Origin of the sequence: Georgenia phoenicis (assembly GCF_047302425.1) — a bacterium.
GTDB lineage: Bacteria > Actinomycetota > Actinomycetes > Actinomycetales > Actinomycetaceae > Oceanitalea.
Genome location: NZ_CP154855.1, coordinates 3,029,476 through 3,045,930, shown reverse-complemented (window position 1 = coordinate 3,045,930; position 16,455 = coordinate 3,029,476). Strand labels below are relative to the sequence as shown.

At 74.5% G+C, this 16,455-nt stretch carries 13 protein-coding genes; 8 read left to right on the top strand and 5 right to left on the bottom strand.

Translation table 11 applies throughout. The annotated features are described in order from the left end of the window. Positions 1-5 precede the first annotated feature (5 nt). Both folP and pepN read right to left on the bottom strand, forming a co-directional pair. Positions 6-896, bottom strand: a complete 891-nt coding sequence (gene folP / locus AA0005_RS14460; RefSeq protein ID WP_413450834.1) for a dihydropteroate synthase — start codon at positions 894-896, stop codon at positions 6-8. Then, positions 893-3,481, bottom strand: a complete 2,589-nt coding sequence (pepN, locus tag AA0005_RS14455; protein ID WP_413450833.1) for an aminopeptidase N — start codon at positions 3,479-3,481, stop codon at positions 893-895. Before pepN ends, folP begins: the two co-directional genes overlap by 4 nt. 162 nt (positions 3,482-3,643) lie before the next feature. Here pepN and AA0005_RS14450 point away from each other — a divergent pair, with 162 nt between their 5' ends. Next, complete coding sequence (locus tag AA0005_RS14450; RefSeq protein WP_413450832.1) at positions 3,644-4,261, top strand: disulfide bond formation protein DsbA; 618 nt, start codon at positions 3,644-3,646, stop codon at positions 4,259-4,261. 70 nt (positions 4,262-4,331) lie between these two features. On the opposite strand, the gene xylB is transcribed toward AA0005_RS14450, so the two are convergent. Continuing rightward, complete coding sequence (xylB, locus tag AA0005_RS14445; RefSeq protein ID WP_413450831.1) at positions 4,332-5,780, bottom strand: xylulokinase; 1,449 nt, start codon at positions 5,778-5,780, stop codon at positions 4,332-4,334. A 78-nt stretch (positions 5,781-5,858) separates the two neighbouring features. Between xylB and AA0005_RS14440 the strand changes: the two genes are divergently transcribed. Beyond that, entirely contained in the window at positions 5,859-7,094 is a 1,236-nt protein-coding gene (locus AA0005_RS14440) for an ROK family transcriptional regulator (protein WP_413450830.1), read from the top strand. A 65-nt stretch (positions 7,095-7,159) separates the two neighbouring features. Then, positions 7,160-8,341, top strand: a complete 1,182-nt coding sequence (gene xylA / locus AA0005_RS14435; protein WP_413450829.1) for a xylose isomerase — start codon at positions 7,160-7,162, stop codon at positions 8,339-8,341. A 130-nt stretch (positions 8,342-8,471) separates the two neighbouring features. Here the strand turns inward: xylA and AA0005_RS14430 are convergent, their stop codons facing one another. Further along, positions 8,472-10,169, bottom strand: coding sequence for a phospho-sugar mutase (locus AA0005_RS14430; RefSeq protein WP_413450828.1), 1,698 nt, complete (start codon positions 10,167-10,169; stop codon positions 8,472-8,474). Positions 10,170-10,184: 15 nt separating this feature from the next. After that, the gene (locus AA0005_RS14425) at positions 10,185-11,018 is read right to left on the bottom strand and encodes a purine-nucleoside phosphorylase (protein ID WP_413450827.1); all 834 of its coding nucleotides are present in this window, start codon (positions 11,016-11,018) and stop codon (positions 10,185-10,187) included. A gap of 66 nt (positions 11,019-11,084) precedes the next feature. Between AA0005_RS14425 and AA0005_RS14420 the strand changes: the two genes are divergently transcribed. The 5 genes from AA0005_RS14420 to AA0005_RS14400 all read left to right on the top strand — a co-directional run bounded on the left by AA0005_RS14420 (position 11,085) and on the right by AA0005_RS14400 (position 16,403). Next, a complete protein-coding gene (locus AA0005_RS14420) occupies positions 11,085-12,587 on the top strand; it encodes an NAD(P)H-quinone dehydrogenase (RefSeq protein ID WP_413450826.1) in 1,503 nt (500 codons plus the stop codon). After that, positions 12,587-13,687 (top strand): succinyl-diaminopimelate desuccinylase, encoded by a 1,101-nt coding sequence (dapE, locus tag AA0005_RS14415; protein WP_413450825.1) that lies wholly within the window; start codon positions 12,587-12,589, stop codon positions 13,685-13,687. The genes AA0005_RS14420 and dapE overlap by 1 nt, the downstream gene beginning before the upstream one ends. Then, positions 13,684-14,535 (top strand): TIGR00730 family Rossman fold protein, encoded by an 852-nt coding sequence (locus tag AA0005_RS14410; protein WP_413450824.1) that lies wholly within the window; start codon positions 13,684-13,686, stop codon positions 14,533-14,535. The genes dapE and AA0005_RS14410 overlap by 4 nt, the downstream gene beginning before the upstream one ends. A gap of 140 nt (positions 14,536-14,675) precedes the next feature. Beyond that, a complete protein-coding gene (locus AA0005_RS14405) occupies positions 14,676-14,846 on the top strand; it encodes a DUF3117 domain-containing protein (RefSeq protein ID WP_110852098.1) in 171 nt (56 codons plus the stop codon). Between the two features lie 3 nt (positions 14,847-14,849). Next, on the top strand, positions 14,850-16,403 hold the full coding sequence (locus tag AA0005_RS14400) for a leucyl aminopeptidase family protein (protein WP_413450823.1): 1,554 nt from the start codon (positions 14,850-14,852) through the stop codon (positions 16,401-16,403). Positions 16,404-16,455 lie beyond the last annotated feature (52 nt).

The window sequence follows — 16,455 nt, the reverse complement described above, 5'->3', positions numbered from 1 at the left end:
TCGTGCTACATGTTGTGGCGCAGGTGGGCGGGTGGGCGCAGGCCGAGGACCGCCTCGGTCATCCGGACCGCGTCGACCGTCGGCGCGACCTGGTGGGTGCGCACCACCCGGGCTCCGGCCGCGACCGCGAGGGTGGTCGCGGCCAGCGAGCCGGGCAACCGCTCGGCCGGCCTGCGGCCCAGCGTCTCCCCGACGAAGTCCTTGTTCGACACCGCGGCGAGGACCGGCAGCCCGATCGCCACCACCTCCGGCAGCCGCCGCAGGAGCTCGAGGGTGTGCAGGGTGTTCTTGTTGAGGTCCGGTCCAGGGTCGACGAACAGCCGCTCGGTCGGCACCCCGGCCGCCACCAGCGCGTCCACCCGCTCCCGCAGGAATCCCGTCACCTCCGCCACGACGTCCCCGTAGCGCGGGCGCGGCAGGTGCTCGTGCGGGGCGGCCACCGAGTGCGTGACGACGACGGCGGCGCGCCCCTCGCTCAGCAGCTCCACCATCGCGGGGGCCCGTGCCCCGTTCGTGTCGTTGACGACGCTGGCGCCCGCCTCGAGCGCCGCCGCCGCGACCTCCGCCCGCGCCGTGTCCACGGAGATGACGACATCGCTGCGGGCGGCCAGCTCCGCGACGATCGGCACCACCCGGTCGATCTCCTCGGCCACCGCGACGGGCGGGGTGTCCGGCGAGAAGGGGACGCCGCCGACGTCTACCCAGTCGGCGCCGTCGTCGACGGCCGCGAGGGCCGCCGCGACGGCGGCGTCCAGGGCGAAGGTCGCGCCCCGGTCCCAGAAGGAGTCCGGGGTGCGGTTGACGACGGCCATGACCGCGACCTGCCGCGAGAAGTCGAACTCGCGCCGCCCGACCGTGCGGCGCGGGGCGAGCAGCTCGGGCAGGACCGTGGTCACCGGAGCGCGGCGCGGTCGGTCTGCTGGGCGGCCAGCGCCCGGCGCACGGCGTCGCGGTCCTCGCTCACCAGGCGGCGCAGCGCCGCGGGCGCGTCGGCGTGCGCAGCGAGCCACTCGTCGGTGCGGGCCAGGACGTCCACCCCGTGCTTGTCGGCGAGGCCGGCCAGCGCGAAGGGGTAGAGCCCGGTGACGATGTTCTGCGCCATCTCGTTCGTCCGCTCGCGCCACACCCGCTCGAGGGCGTCGAAGTAGCGGTCGACGAAGGGGACGAGCAGTGAGCGGTCGTGGACGTCGGTGAAGCCGTCGATGACGGCGTCCTGCAGCGCGTTGGGCAGCTCGTCGGCCTCGACGACCGACGCCCACACCCGCTCCTTGGCCTCGCCCGTCGGGATGATCGCCCCGGCGCGGGCGGCGGCCTGCCGCCCGGCCGCGGTGTCGTCCCGGCGCGCCTCCGCCGCGATCTCCGCCTCCCCGGCGCGGCCGCCGGCGGCCAGCGCGGTGAGGAGCTTCCACCGCAGGTCGGTGTCCACCGCCAGGCCCTCGAGCACGCGGCTGCCGTCGAGCAGGCCGGCGACGACGTCGAGCTGGGCGTCGGTCGCGGCCTCGTCGGCGAAGGCGCGCACGAGCTGCAGCTGGGCGTCGGAGCCGGCGGCGGCCCCCTCGGCGAGCTCCCACAGCCGGTCGACCACCCGCGGGGTCAGCTCGGCGCGGCTCTCCGGGGCGGTGTAGGCACGCAGCGTGAGGCTGAGCTGGCGCAGGAGGACGAGCAGCACGGTGGAGTCGGTCTCGGCGCCGATGTTCGCCAGCACCAGCTCGAGGTACTCGCGGGCCGGCAGCTCGCCGTCGCGGGTCATGTCCCAGGCCGCCGCCCACACGAGCGAGCGCGGCAGGGACTCGGTGAAGCCGGCGAGGTGGGCGACGGCGGTGCGCAGCGACTCCTCGTCCAGGCGCACCTTGGCGTAGGCGAGGTCCTCGTCGTTGACGAGGAGGAGGTCGGGCCGCGGGCGGCCGACGAGCTCGGGGATCTCGGTGCGCGCGCCGTCGACGTCCGTCTCCACCCGCAGCACCCGCTCCAGGCGCGTGCCGCCGTCGTCCTCGACGACGTCGTAGCCGCCGACGACGAGACGGTGCGGGCGCAGCACGGGGTGCTCGTCCGGGGCCTCCTGGGTGAGGGCGAAGGAGGTGATGACGCCGTCGTCGTCGGTGCCGATCTCGGGGCGCAGGAGCGTGACGCCCGCCTGCTCGAGCCACACCCGCGACCACGCGGACAGGTCGCGCCCGCTCGTGGCCTCGAGCTCGGTGAGGAGGTCGCGCAGCTCGGTGTTGCCCCACTCGTGCTTGGCGAAGTACGCCCGTACACCGGCGAGGAAGGCGTCCTGGCCCACCCACGCGACGAGCTGCTTGAGGACGGAGGCGCCCTTGGCGTAGGTGATGCCGTCGAAGTTGACCTCGACGTCCTCGAGGTCGTTGATCTCCGCGACGATCGGGTGGGTCGAGGGCAGCTGGTCCTGGCGGTAGGCCCAGGACTTCTCGAGGGAGGAGAAGGTGGTCCAGGCGTCGCGCCAGTCGGTGGCCTCGGCGGTGGCGAGGGTGGACATGTACTCGGCGAAGGACTCGTTGAGCCAGAGGTCGTTCCACCAGCGCATGGTGACGAGGTCGCCGAACCACATGTGGGCGAGCTCGTGGAGGATCGTGACGACGCGGCGCTCGACCGTCGCCTCGGGCACCTTGGAGCGGAAGACGTAGTTCTCGAGGAAGGTGACCGCGCCGGCGTTCTCCATCGCGCCCGCGTTGAACTCCGGGACGAAGAGCTGGTCGTACTTCTCGAAGGGGTAGGGGCGGCCGAAGGCCTGCTCGAAGAAGGCGAAGCCCGCTCGGGTGATGTCCATGACGTTCTCGGCGTCGAGGTGCTCGGCGAGGGAGGCGCGGGCGAAGACGCCCAGGGGGATGGTGCGCCCGTCGCTGCTCGTCAGCTCGCCCGTCACCCGGTGGTAGGGCCCGGCGACGATCGCCGTGATGTAGCTCGAGATGCGCGGGGTGGGCGCGAAGTGCCAGACGGCGGCGGCGTCGTCGCCGTCCACGACCTGCGGCTCGGGGGTGGGGGAGTTGGACACGACGGTCCAGTGCCGCGGCGCCCGGACGCTGAAGCGGAAGCTCGCCTTGAGGTCGGGCTGCTCGAAGACGGCGAAGACGCGGCGGGAGTCGGCGACCTCGAACTGGCTGTAGAGGTAGACCTCGCCGTCGACCGGGTCGACGAAGCGGTGCAGACCCTCGCCGGTGTTCATGTACCGGGCGTCGGCGACGACGACGAGCTCGTTGCGCTCGGCGAGGCCGTCGACGGAGATGCGCGCGCCGTCCCACGCCCGGGGGTCCACGTGGCTGCCGTTGAGGCGGATCTCGTGGACGGCGTCGGCGAGGAGGTCGACGAAGGTGCTCGCGCCGGGCTCGGCGGTGAAGATGATCGTCGTGCGGGAGGCGAAGACCCGGGCGCCGCGGGTGAGGTCGAGGTCGACATCGTAGCTCTCGACGGCGACGAGCGCGGCGCGCTCGGCGGCCTCCTGGCGGGTGAGGTTCTCTCCGGGCACGGTCTGCTCCTTCTCGCTGGGCGGCGGCCGGTGGGCCTCCTCGATCCTGCCACGCCGCTCGGCGCCAGCACACGCGGATACCGCCGGGTGCCCGGGCCGGTCCCGGCCTAGGCTGGCTCGGCGGGCGCAGCAGCGCCGCCGAAGCACTCAAGGAGGACGTACATGGCCGATGACGTCAAGGATGTCGCCGACTTCTGGTTCGACCCCATCTGCCCGTGGGCGTGGATGACCTCGCGCTGGATGGGGGAGGTGGAGAAGGTCCGCCCGGTGACCACGCGCTGGCACATCATGTCGCTGGCGGTGCTCAACGAGGGCCGGGACCTGCCGCCCGCGTACCAGGAGTCGATGCGCAAGGCCTGGGGCCCGGCCCGCCTGGTCAACGCCGCCCGCGAGCTGCACGGCGAGGACGTCGTCAAGCCGCTGTACGACGCGCTCGGCACCCGCTACCACCCCGGCGGCCGGGACACCGGGGACGTCTCGGTCTTCACCGAGGCGCTCGCCGAGGTCGGCCTGCCCGAGGAGCTCGTGCGCTACACGACCTCCGACGAGCTCGACGACTCCCTGCGCGCCTCCCACCGGGAGGGCATCACCAAGGTGGGCGAGGACGTCGGCACCCCGGTGGTGGCCTTCAACGACACGGCCTTCTTCGGGCCCGTCGTCACCCCCGCGCCCAAGGGCGAGGAGGCGGGCCGGCTGTGGGACGGCTGCGTGCTCGTCGCCGGGATCCCGGGCTTCTTCGAGATCAAGCGCACCCGCACCCAGGGCCCCGTCTTCGACTGACACTGCCCCTCACCGCCGAGAGCCGGATTCTCCAGGAGAAGTCCGGCTCTCGGCGCTGTGCGGGTGGTGGTCAGGCGGTGAAGCGCTCGACGGCGCGGGCAGACTCGGCGCGGTAGGCCTCGAGCACCTGCGGGGTCGGCTCGGCGGAGAGCACGCGCGTGCCCTCGCGCTCCCACACCGGCGGCTCGTCGGCGCCGGAGAGCACCCAGGCGGCCTGGCGCGCCGCGCCGTCGGCGACGTACTCCCCGGGCTCGGGCAGCTCGACGTCCTGGCCCAGCACGGCGGGGGCGATGCGCTGGACCGCCTCGGAGCGGGCGGCACCGCCGATGAGGCTGATGCGCCGCACGTTGACGCCCTGCGCCTGCACCGCGGCCATCCCCTCGGCGAGGTGGCAGAGCATGCCCTCGACAGCGGCGCGGGCGAGGTTCTCGCGGGTCATCGACGCCCGGGTCATCCCGTGCAGGGAGCCGGTGGCCGTGGGGAGGTTCGGGGTGCGCTCGCCGTCGAGGTACGGCACGTGGACCAGGCCCCCGGAGCCCGGCTCCGCGGCCAGGGCCAGCTCGCTGAGCCCGGCGTGGTCGACCCCGAGCAGCCCGGCGGTGGCGTCCAGGACGCGGGAGGCGTTGAGCGTCGTCGCCATCGGCAGGAAGTTGCCAGTCGCGTCGGCGAAGCCGGTGACGAGCCCGCTCGGGTCGCGGACCGGGTCAGCGGCGACGGCGGAGACGACGCCCGAGGTGCCCAGGGAGATCGTCACGTCGCCCGGCCCCATGCCGGTGCCGAGCGCGGCGGTCGCGTTGTCCCCGGCGCCGGGGCCGAGGAGCGCGCCGGTGCCGCCCACCTGACCGGCCGCCGTCGCCGGTCCGAGGACGCGCGGGAGGATGAGGTCGGTCTCGCGGCCCAGGGCCAGGTCGAGCAGGTCGCGCCGGTAGGTGTTGCCGGCCGGGTCGAAGTACCCGGTGCCGGAGGCGTCGGAGCGGTCGGTGGCGAGGTCCTCGAGCGCGCCGGTGCCGAGGAGGCGCCAGGTCAGCCAGTCGTGGGGGAGGGCGACGGCGGCCACCCGGGCGGCGTTCTCGGGCTCGTGCTGGGCGAGCCAGCGCAGCTTCGTCACCGTGAGGGAGGCGACCGGGACCGAGCCGATGGCCTCCACCCACGCGCGGCGTCCGGCGTCGACGTCCCCCTCCCCGAGCTCGCTCACGAGGTCGGCGGCGGCCTGCGCGGAGCGGGTGTCGTTCCACAGCAGGGCGGGGCGGATGACGGCGCCGTCCGCGTCGAGCACGACCATCCCGTGCTGCTGCCCGCCCACGGCGACGGCGTCGACGTCGTCCAGCCCCCCGGCCTGGGCGAGGGCCTCCTGCAGGGCGTGCCACCAGGCCTCGGGGTCGACCTCCGTGCCGTCGGGGTGGCGGGCCTGCCCGGAGCGCACGAGCCGTCCGGTGTGGGCCTCGCGGACGACGACCTTGCAGGACTGGGTCGAGCTGTCGATCCCGGCGACGAGCCGGCCGGCGAGCGGGGGAGTCATGGCGCCACCTCTTCGTGAGTCGGAACGAGATTGTTGAAGCATAGAACTAAAACAGGGGCGGTCGGTAAGGTTCAGCGCATGACGGTCACCGACGACGCGCGGAGCGTCCCCCCGGGCTCGCTCACCCCCGGGGTGGGTCAGGCCTCGCTGCGGGACCAGAACCTCTCCGTGGTCACCATGCTCGCCTACGGGGCGCCCGAACCAGTGTCCCGGGCCGGGATCGCCGCCGCCAGCGGCCTCACCCGCTCGACGGTCTCCCGCCTCGTCGACGAGCTGCTCGCCGGCGGCCTGCTCGACGAGCTGCCCCCGCAGATCGCCGGTCGGGGCCGGCCTGCCACCCCCCTCGTCCCGGCCCGCGGCACGATCGCCGGCCTCGGCCTGGAGGTCTCCCCGAGCTACCTCGGGGCGCGCCTCGTGGACCTCAGCGGTGCCGTGCTCGCCGAGCGGGTGGTGCCCGAGCACCTCGAGGGCAGCGACCCGCACGCCGTGCTCGCCCGCCTCGAGGGCCTGGCCCGCGAGCTCCTCGTCGCGAGCGAGGGCCGCTGGACCGTGCTGGCCGGGGCGCAGGTCGCCGTCCCGGGCCTGGTCGACTCCGTCGGCCGGGTGCTGCGCGCGCCCAACCTCGGCTGGCGCGAGGTGCTGCCCTCCGAGCACCTGCGGCTGACTGGCGGACCGGACGGGCAGGCCGTCCCCGTGGGGGTCGGCAACGAGGCGGACCTCGCCGCCCTGGCCCACGCGCTGGACGCGCCCGGGCGGCCCGCCGGCAGCGGCACCTTCTTCTACGTCTCCGCCGACATCGGCATCGGTGGCACCTCCGTCGTCGACGGCGTCCCCGTGCGCGGGCGGCACGGGTGGGCGGGGGAGGTGGGCCACACGCTCGTCGACCCGGCGGGCCCGCCCTGCACCTGCGGCGCCACCGGCTGCCTCGAGCAGTACGCCGGCCGCGACGCGCTCCTCGCCGCCGCCGGCCTCGACCCGGACGCCACCGTCGCGGACATCGCCGACGCCGCCGCCACGCCGGGCCCCGCGCGCGAGGTCGTCGACCGCGCCGGGCACGCGCTCGGCACCGCCCTGGCCAACGTCGTCAACCTGCTGGACGTCGACGACATCGTCCTCGGCGGGCAGTTCATCCCGCTGCTGCCCGTCCTGCGCCCGGCGCTGGAGGAGGAGCTGGGTCGCCGCGTGCTCGCCGCGCCCTGGCTCGACGTGACGATCCGGCCCGGCCGCTCGGGCGAGCCGGCGCTCACGGGCGCGGCGCTCGCCGTCGTCGGCGACGTGCTCGCTGGCCCGAGCGGGTGGATCCCCGGGGCTTGACACGACCCGGCCCCCGCGTAGTTAAATTGCGCTACAAAACAAAACCCGCTCGACGAGGAGTCACCATGGTTCGCAAGCCCACCCCCGACGACCGCTTCTCCTTCGGCCTCTGGACCGTCGGCTGGCCCGCACAGGACCAGTTCGGCGCCGCCACCCGCCCGACGCTCGACCCCTGGGAGTACGCCACCAAGCTCGCCGAGCTCGGCGCCTGGGGCGTGACCTTCCACGACGACGACGTCGTGCCCTTCGGTGCCGACGACGCCGAGCGTGAGCGCATCCTCACCCGCTTCAAGCAGGCCACCGACGACGCCGGGCTGACCATCGAGATGGTCACGACCAACACCTTCAGCCACCCGATCTTCAAGGACGGCGGCTTCACCGCCAACGACCGCTCCGTGCGCCGCTTCGGGCTGCGCAAGGTGCTGCGCAACGTCGACCTCGCCGCCGAGCTCGGTGCGACGACCTTCGTCATGTGGGGCGGGCGCGAGGGCAGCGAGTACGACGGCGTCAAGGACGTCAACGCCGCGCTCGACCGCTACCGCGAGGGCATCGACACCGTCGCCGGCTACATCAAGGACAAGGGCTACGACCTGCGCATCGCGCTCGAGCCCAAGCCGAACGAGCCCCGCGGCGACATCCTCCTGCCGACGGTCGGCCACGCGCTCGGCTTCATCGCCGAGCTCGAGCACGGCGACATCGTCGGCCTCAACCCCGAGACCGGGCACGAGCAGATGGCCGGCCTCAACTACACCCACGCGCTGGCCCAGGCGCTGTGGTCGGGCAAGCTCTTCCACATCGACCTCAACGGCCAGCGGTCCATCAAGTACGACCAGGACCTCGTCTTCGGCCACGGCGACCTGCTCTCCGCCTTCTTCACCGTCGACCTGCTCGAGAACGGCTTCCCGGGTGGCGGCCCCCGCTACGAGGGCCCCAAGCACTTCGACTACAAGCCCTCGCGCACCGAGCACATGCAGGGCGTGTGGGACTCGGCCGAGGCCAACATGTCGATGTACCTCATGCTCGCCGAGAAGGCCAAGGCCTACCGCGCCGACTCCCGCGTCCAGGAGGCCTTCGAGGAGTCCGGCGTCCTCGAGCTGTCGCAGCCCACGCTCGCCGAGGGTGAGTCGCTCGAGGGCTTCCTCGCCGACCGCAGCACCTTCGAGGACTTCGACGTCGACGCCGCCGCGGCGCGCGAGTACCGCTTCGTGCGCCTCAACCAGCTCGCGATGGAGCACCTCATCGGCTGACCCAGCCCCTCACGCGCCGAGAGCCGGACTCCTCCACGGAGGAGTCCGGCTCTCGCCGTCTGGGCCCCCATGACGCCGAGAGCGGAGTTGTTCCTGGAACAACTCCGCTCTCGGCGCTCGGGGGAGGGGGTTACAGGCCGATGAGGGCGCTGAGCTCGGCCCGGATCTGGTCGAGGCGCTGGGCCGCGGCGCGGCGGGCGGCGGGCAGGCGGTCCCGCTCGGTCACCGGCTCGACGGCCTCGAGGTAGCACTTGAGCTTCGGCTCGGTGCCGCTGGGCCGGACGATCGCCCGGTCACCGCGCGCGGTGAGGTAGACGAGACCGTCGGTCGGGGGCAGGCCGTCCTCGCCGGCGGACAGGTCGATGGTCCGCACGACCGGCGAGCCGGCCAGCGTCTGCGGCCCGCTGTCGCGCAGCCGCTGCATGGCCGGTGGGATGACCGAGACGTCCGAGACCCGCAGGGTGAGCGGCGCGGTCGCGTGCAGTCCGTGCTGGAGGGCGAGCTCGTCGAGGACGTCGAGCAGCGTGCTGCCCCGGTCGACGAGCTGGGAGGCGAGCAGCGCGACCCGCACGGCGGCGCTGATGCCGTCCTTGTCACGCACGGCCTGCGGGTCGACGCAGTAGCCCAGCGCCTCCTCATAGCCGAAGACGAGCCCCGGCACGCGGCTGATCCACTTGAAGCCGGTGAGCGTCGTGCGGTGCTCCAGGCCGTGGGAGGCGGCGATGCGGGCGAGCAAACGCGAGGAGACGATCGAGCTGGCGAGCACGCCGTGCCCGGAGACCGCCGCGCTGATCGCGGCCTGCTTGCCCAGCAGCGCGCCCACCTCGTCACCGGTCAGCTGGCGCCAGCCGCCGGCCACCGCGGTGTCCGGCACGGCCACCGAGCAGCGGTCGGCGTCGGGGTCGTTGGCGATGACGACGTCGGCCTCCACCTGCTGCGCGAGCCGGAAGGCGAGGTCGAGGGCGCCGGGCTCCTCGGGGTTGGGGAAGGCGACGGTGGGGAACTCGGGGTCCGGCTCGGCCTGCTCCGCCACGACGTGGACGTCGGTGAAGCCGGCGGCCGCGAGGGCGGCGACGGCCACCTCGGCGCCCACCCCGTGCATCGGGGTGTAGACGATCCGCAGGCTGCGCGCGTAGCCGTGGGGCACGAGCGAGGCGACTCGCGCGATGTACTGCTCGGTGATCGAGCCGTCGAGCACCTGCCACCCGTCGGCGGGCCGCGGCACGTCCGCGAGCGCCCCGACGGCCGCGATGCGGGCGGCGATCTCGCCGTCGGCGGGCGTGACGAGCTGGGCGCCCTGCCCGGCGTCGGTGACGACCCGGCCCCCGAGGTAGACCTTGTAGCCGTTGTCCTCCTTGGGGTTGTGGGAGGCGGTGACCATGACGCCCGCGTCGGCGTCGAGCGCGCGCACGGCGTAGGCGAGCACCGGGGTGGGCCCGACGCTCGGCATGAGCATCGCCTCACCCCCGGCGCCGGTGACGACGGCGGCGGCGTCCTCGGCGAAGCGCGCCGAGCCGTGCCGGGCGTCGTAGCCGATGACGACTCGCGGCGCCGCCCCGCCCAGCTGCTCGCTCAGCCACGCGGCCAGCCCCGCCGTCGTGCGGATGACGACGGCGCGGTTCATCCGGTTGGGCCCGCCGCCGAGCGCCCCGCGCAGCCCGGCGGTGCCGAAGACGAGCGGGCCGGAGAACCGGTCTTCGAGCTCGGCGCGGGCCGCGTCGGCCTCCGGGCCCCCGGCCGTGGCGCGCTCGAGGAGCACGCCCAGCTCGTTGGCGGTCTGCGGGTCGGGGTCCTCGGCGATCCAGCTCCGGACGACGTCGACATCCATTCAGGGGTTCCTCTCTCAGAGACGACGGACGATGTCTGCCAGCAGCCGGGAGATCCGCGGGCCGGCGGCGCGGCCGGACTCGATGACCTCCTCGTGCGAGAGCGGCTCGGGGCTGATTCCGGCCGCCTGGTTCGTCACGAGCGACAGGCCCAGGATCTCCAGGCCCACGTGCCGCGCGGCGATGGCCTCCAGCGTCGTCGACATGCCCACGAGCGTGCCGCCGAGGAGCGCGACCATGCGCACCTCCGCGGGCGTCTCGTAGTGGGGGCCGGGGAGCTGGACGTAGACACCCTCGGTGAGGGTGCGGTCGACCTCCCGCGCGATGTCGCGCAGCCGGGAGGAGTACAGGTCGGTGAGGTCGACGAAGGTCGCGCCCTCGAGCGGGGAGGCGGCCGTGAGGTTGATGTGGTCGGAGATGAGGACGGGGGTGCCCGGCCGCACCGCCGGGTCCAGGCCGCCGCAGCCGTTGGTGAGGACGAGGCGCTGCACGCCGGCCGCCGCCGCGGTCCGCACCCCGTGCGCGACCGCGCGCACGTCGCGGGACTCGTAGTAGTGGGTGCGCGAGCCGAGCACGAGGGCGTGGCGGGGTCCGCCGTCGGCGTCGATGCGGATCGAGCGGATGGTGGCGCCGTGCCCCGCGACGACGGGCGCGCGGAAGCCGGGCACCTGCTCGGCGGGGACCTCGGCGACGGTCTCGCCGAGGAGCTCGGCGGCCCCGCCCCAGCCGGAGCCGAGGACGAGCGCGACGTCGTGGCGGGCCACCCCGGTGAGCTCGGCGAGCCGCTCGGCGGCCTGCCGGGCCAGCTCGAAGGGCGCGTCGTGGTCCGGGGCGTGGGTGGGGGTGACCATGCCCTGACGTTACCTGCCGGGGTGGTCGGTGGGCATGGTGCGGGACAAAGACGGCACAATGCCCCCGTGAGCACACCGACGGACGAGCACAGGCCCGCCGGGGACAGCCCCGGACCGACCGCACCCACCGAGGGGCGCCGCAGCCAGGACGCCGCCGGCCGGTCGCCGGTCCGCGAGGGCAGCCGCGTCGTCATCATCGGTGGCGGCCCGGGCGGCTACGAGGCGGCACTCGTCGGCGCCCAGCTGGGCGCTCGCGTGACGGTCGTCGAGCGGCAGGGGCTGGGCGGGGCCGCCGTCCTCACCGACGTCGTGCCCTCCAAGACCCTCATCGCCACCGCCGAGTGGATGACGACGACGGGCGCGGCCGCCGAGCTCGGCATCCGCGGCGTCGGCGGCACCTCGGTCGACATGGCCGCCGTCAACCGCCGCGTCCTCGACCTCGCGGCCCGCCAGTCCGCCGACATCCGCGGCCGCCTCGAGCGTGAGGGCATCCGGGTCGTCGACGGCACCGGCCGGATCGCCGGGGACCTGCGCGGGGACGGCACCCGCCCGGTCCACGTGACCACCGACGACGGCGAGGAGGAGCTCGTCGCCGAGATCGTCCTCGTCGCGTCCGGGGCCCACCCGCGCGTGCTGCCCGACGCGCAGCCCGACGGCGAGCGCATCCTCACCTGGGCGCAGATGTACAACCTCACCGAGCTGCCCGAGCACCTCGTCGTCGTCGGCTCCGGTGTCACCGGCGCCGAGTTCGCCGGCGCGTACAACGGCCTGGGCGTGCCCGTCACCCTCGTCTCCAGCCGCGACCGCGTGCTGCCGGGGGAGGACGAGGACGCCGCCGAGCTCATCGAGACCGTCTTCCGCCGTCGCGGCATGACCGTGCTGTCCCGCTCGCGTGCCGCCGCCGTGCGCCGCGTGGGCGACGGCGTCGAGGTCGAGCTCACCGACGGCCGGGTCATCAGCGCCTCGCACTGCCTCGTCGCCGTCGGCGGTGTGCCCAACACCGAGGGGCTGGGCCTGGAGGAGGCGGGGGTCGCGCTGAGCGGCAGCGGCCACATCCAGGTGGACCGCGTCTCGCGCACGACGGCGGTGCGCGTCTACGCCGCCGGCGACTGCACCGGCGTGCTGCCGCTCGCGTCGGTGGCCGCCATGCAGGGCCGCATCGCCATGTGGCACGCCCTGGGTGACGCCGTCTCCCCGCTCGACGTCACCGCCGTCACCGCCAACATCTTCACCGCCCCCGAGATCGCCACGATCGGCGTCGCCGAGCGGGCGGTGCACGACGGCGAGGTCGACGCGGTCGTCACCCAGCTGCCGCTGGCCCGCAACCCGCGCGCCAAGATGCTCGGCATCCGCGAGGGCTTCGTCAAGGTCGTCGCCGACCGCCACTCCGGCGCGGTCCTCGGCGGGGTGGTCGTCGCGCCGCGGGCGAGCGAGCTCATCTTCCCGCTCGCCGTCGCCGTCACCCAGCGGATCACGGTGGACCAGCTCGCCAACGTCTACACGATCTACCCCTCGCTCAGCGGGTCGATCACCGAGGCCGCCCGCACCCTGCACCAGACTGGCCGGTGATGACCACGCTCCCGGACCTGCGCACCGCCGACGTCGTCGACCTCACCCGTGCGCTGTGCGACGTCCCCTCCGTCTCGGGTGAGGAGGGGCCGCTCGCCGACGCGATCGAGGCGGCGCTCTCGGGCCTGCCGCACCTCGAGGTGCTGCGCGACGGGGACGCCGTCGTCGCGCGCACGCACCTGGGACGGGAGCGGCGGGCGGTCGTCGCGGGGCACATCGACACCGTGCCGGTCGCCGGGAACCTGCCCAGCGAGCTGCGCACCGTCGACGGGCAGGAGGTGCTGTGGGGGCGCGGGAGCGTCGACATGCTCGGCGGCGTCGCCGTCGCCCTCCACCTCGCCGCCCGGCTCACCGCGCCGGCCTGGGACGTCACCTGGGTCTTCTACGACAACGAGGAGGTCGAGGCCGAGCGCAACGGCCTGGGCCGCCTGGCGCGCCACCACCCCGAGTGGCTGGCCGCGGACTTCGCCGTGCTCGGCGAGCCGAGCAACGGCGGCATCGAGGGGGGCTGCAACGGCACCCTGCGTGTGTCCGTGACGACGGCGGGACGCGCCGCCCACTCCGCGCGCGCCTGGCGCGGGGTCAACGCCATCCATCTCGCCGCCCCGGTCCTCACCCGGCTCGCCGAGTACGAGCCCCGCTCCGTCGAGGTCGACGGGCTCGTCTACCGCGAGGGCCTGTCCGCCGTGGGCATCTCCGGTGGCATCGCCGGCAACGTCGTCCCCGACTCCTGCGAGGTGCTCGTCAACTACCGCTTCGCGCCGTCGTCCTCGCTCGCCGAGGCGGAGGCGCACGTGCGGGAGGTGCTCGCCGGCTACGACGTCACCGTCGTCGACGGTGCCGCCGGCGCCCGCCCGGGGCTCGACGCCCCCGGGGTGGGCGACTTCATCGCCGCCGTCAGCCGCGTGACGGGCGGCGGGCCGGCACCCAAGTACGGGTGGACCGACGTCGCCCGCTTCGCCGAGCTCGGGGTGCCCGCCGTCAACTTCGGCCCCGGCGACCCGTCCCTCGCGCACGCGGACGACGAGCACTGCCCCACGACCCAGATCCGCGACTGTGCCACCGCCCTCGAGGCGTGGCTGACGGAAGGAGCACGATGAGCCGGTCCTACAACCGCAACGGCTCGGGAGGCCGGGCGTCCGAGCGTCCGGTCGTCCGCGACAGCCGGGAGGCCGACGTCTACCGCAAGGGCCCGGTGACCCTCCGCGGCGCCCAGATCCCCGAGGAGACCTCCGACGAGCGCCTGCTCGCCAAGGACGGGGACGCCGACTGGGTGCACTCCGACCCGTGGCGCGTCATGCGCATCCAGAGCGAGTTCGTCGAGGGCTTCGGCGCGCTCGCCGAGCTCGGCCCCGCCATCAGCGTCTTCGGCTCCGCCCGCACCGGGCGGGACTCCGCGGAGTACCGCATGGGCGAGGAGGTTGGCCGCCTGCTCGTCGAGGCCGGCTACGCCGTCATCACCGGCGGCGGGCCTGGCGTCATGGAGGCCGCCAACAAGGGCGCCTGCGAGGCCGGCGGCGTGTCCGTGGGCCTGGGCATCGAGCTGCCCTTCGAGCAGGGCATGAACGAGTGGGTCGACCTCGGCGTCAACTTCCGCTACTTCTTCGCCCGCAAGACGATGTTCGTCAAGTACGCCCTCGGCTTCATCGTGCTGCCCGGCGGCTTCGGCACGATGGACGAGCTGTGGGAGGCGCTCACCCTCGTCCAGACCGGGAAGGTCAGCTCCTTCCCGATCGTCCTCGTCGGGCGCGAGTACTGGGGCGGGCTGCTCGCCTGGGCGCGCGACACCATGGTCCCGGCCGGCACGATCGCCGAGGCCGACCTCGACCTCATCCAGCTCGTCGACACCGCCGAGGAGGCGGTCGAGCGGGTCCGCGACCGCCTCGCACTCATGCGCGACGAGGCCGAGTCCCAGGCCCGTGCGGCCGAGGAGGCCTCCACCTCCTGAGGGCTCCCCAGCCCCGCCGCAGCGCGCCCACCTGCACCGTTGCTGCCCGAGGCGTGCCGCCGCGGGGCGGCGGTGGACTAGACTGAGGGCGGTGCGCCGCAGACCCTGCGGCACGACACGTGGAAGGAATGGGGTGCCAGATGGCCGCGATGAAGCCGAGGACCGGGGACGGGCCGATGGAGGTCACGAAGGAGGGACGCGGCATCGTCATGCGCGTTCCCCTCGAGGGCGGCGGCCGTCTCGTCGTCGAGCTCACCCCCGCCGAGGCGGGAGAGCTCAGCGAGGCCCTCAGCGCCGTCGCCCCCGCCTGACCCTTGACGTCCCTGCGCGACCTCGGTCTCACCGAGCTGCCCGAGGTCCTCGGTGAGGCCGGGTCCCTCGTCGACCACCCCCTCACGGGGGCGGACGCCGTCGTCGTCGCCGTCGCGCCGGCCGGTGCCGGCGAGGAGGGCGTCGAGCCGCGTCCCGGGACGGTGGACGCCGCCGCGCGCTACGGGATCGACCTCGTCGACCTCGCCGCCCGCAACGGCCTGACCGGCCGCGCCGGCGAGTCGGCGGTCCTCGACCTGCCCCGCGCGCTGCCCGGCCGCGACTTCGGCTGGGACGCGCTGCCCGGCCGCCTCGTCCTCCTCGGCGTGGGCGACGCCGGCCCGGCCGCCATGCGTAAGGTCGGCTCGGCCCTGTGCCGCGCCACGGTCGGGCTGGGGACGGTCGTCACCCCGGTCGGCACGCTCGCCGGCAGCACGGGCCTGGCGGCCCTGCTCGAGGGCTTCTGGCTCACGGCCTACCGCGGCCCGCGCCTGGCGCAGGCCGAGCGGCCGGGCAAGCCGCCTGCCGCGCGCCTGCTCCTGCTCGGCAACGAGGGCGACACCGCGGCGATCGCCGCGACCCGCACGGCCGCCACCGCGACGGTCCGGGCCCGCTTCCTCGCGGCCACGCCGTCGAACGTCAAGAACCCCCAGTGGCTCGCCGAGCAGGCTCGGGAGCTGGCCACCGGCGTGCCCGGCGTGAGCGTCGAGGTGCACGACGAGGCCTGGATCCGCGCCCAGGGGATGGGTGCGCTGCTCGCCGTCGGCTCGGGCTCGGCGACCCCGCCGCGGCTCGTCACCGTCACCTACGACCCGCGCAGGAGAGGCGGGCGGACGATCGCGCTCGTCGGCAAGGGCATCACCTTCGACACCGGTGGCATCTCGATCAAGCCGCGCGAGGCCATGGTCGGGATGAAGACCGACATGGCCGGTGCCGCGGCAGTGCTCGCCACCGTGCTCGCCGCCGCCGAGCTGCAGGTGCCCCACCGGGTGGTGGGCGTCCTCGCGCTGGCCGAGAACGCCTTCGGCGCCTCGTCCTACCGCCCCGGCGACGTCGTCCGCGCCTACGACGGCACGTCGATCGAGGTTTCTAACACCGACGCCGAGGGCCGCATGGTCGTCGCCGACGCGATGGCCTGGGTGCGGGACACCGCGCGTCCCGACGTCCTCGTCGACGTCGCCACGCTCACCGGCGCGGTGACCCTCGGGCTGGGACGCACGCACGCCGGCCTCTACGCCACCGACGACTCCCTCGCCGCGGCGCTGGAGGCGGCCGGCGAGCTGAGCGGGGAGCGCACCTGGCGCCTGCCGCTCGTGGACTCCTACCGGCACGCCCTGGACTCCGCCGTCGCCGACATCTCCCACCAGGCGCGCGACCCGCACGTCTCGGGCGGCTCGATCACCGCGGCGCTCTTCCTCCAGCACTTCGCGGGGGACACCCCGTGGGCGCACCTGGACATCGCCGGCGCGGGCCGCGCGACCAAGGCCCACGACGAGATCCCCGAGGGCCCAACGGGCTACGGCGCCCGCCTGCTGCTCCGCTGGCTGCAGGACCTGTAACCTCCAGGAGCCCGTAACGCCGAGAGCCGGATTCTCCAGGAGAATCCGGCTC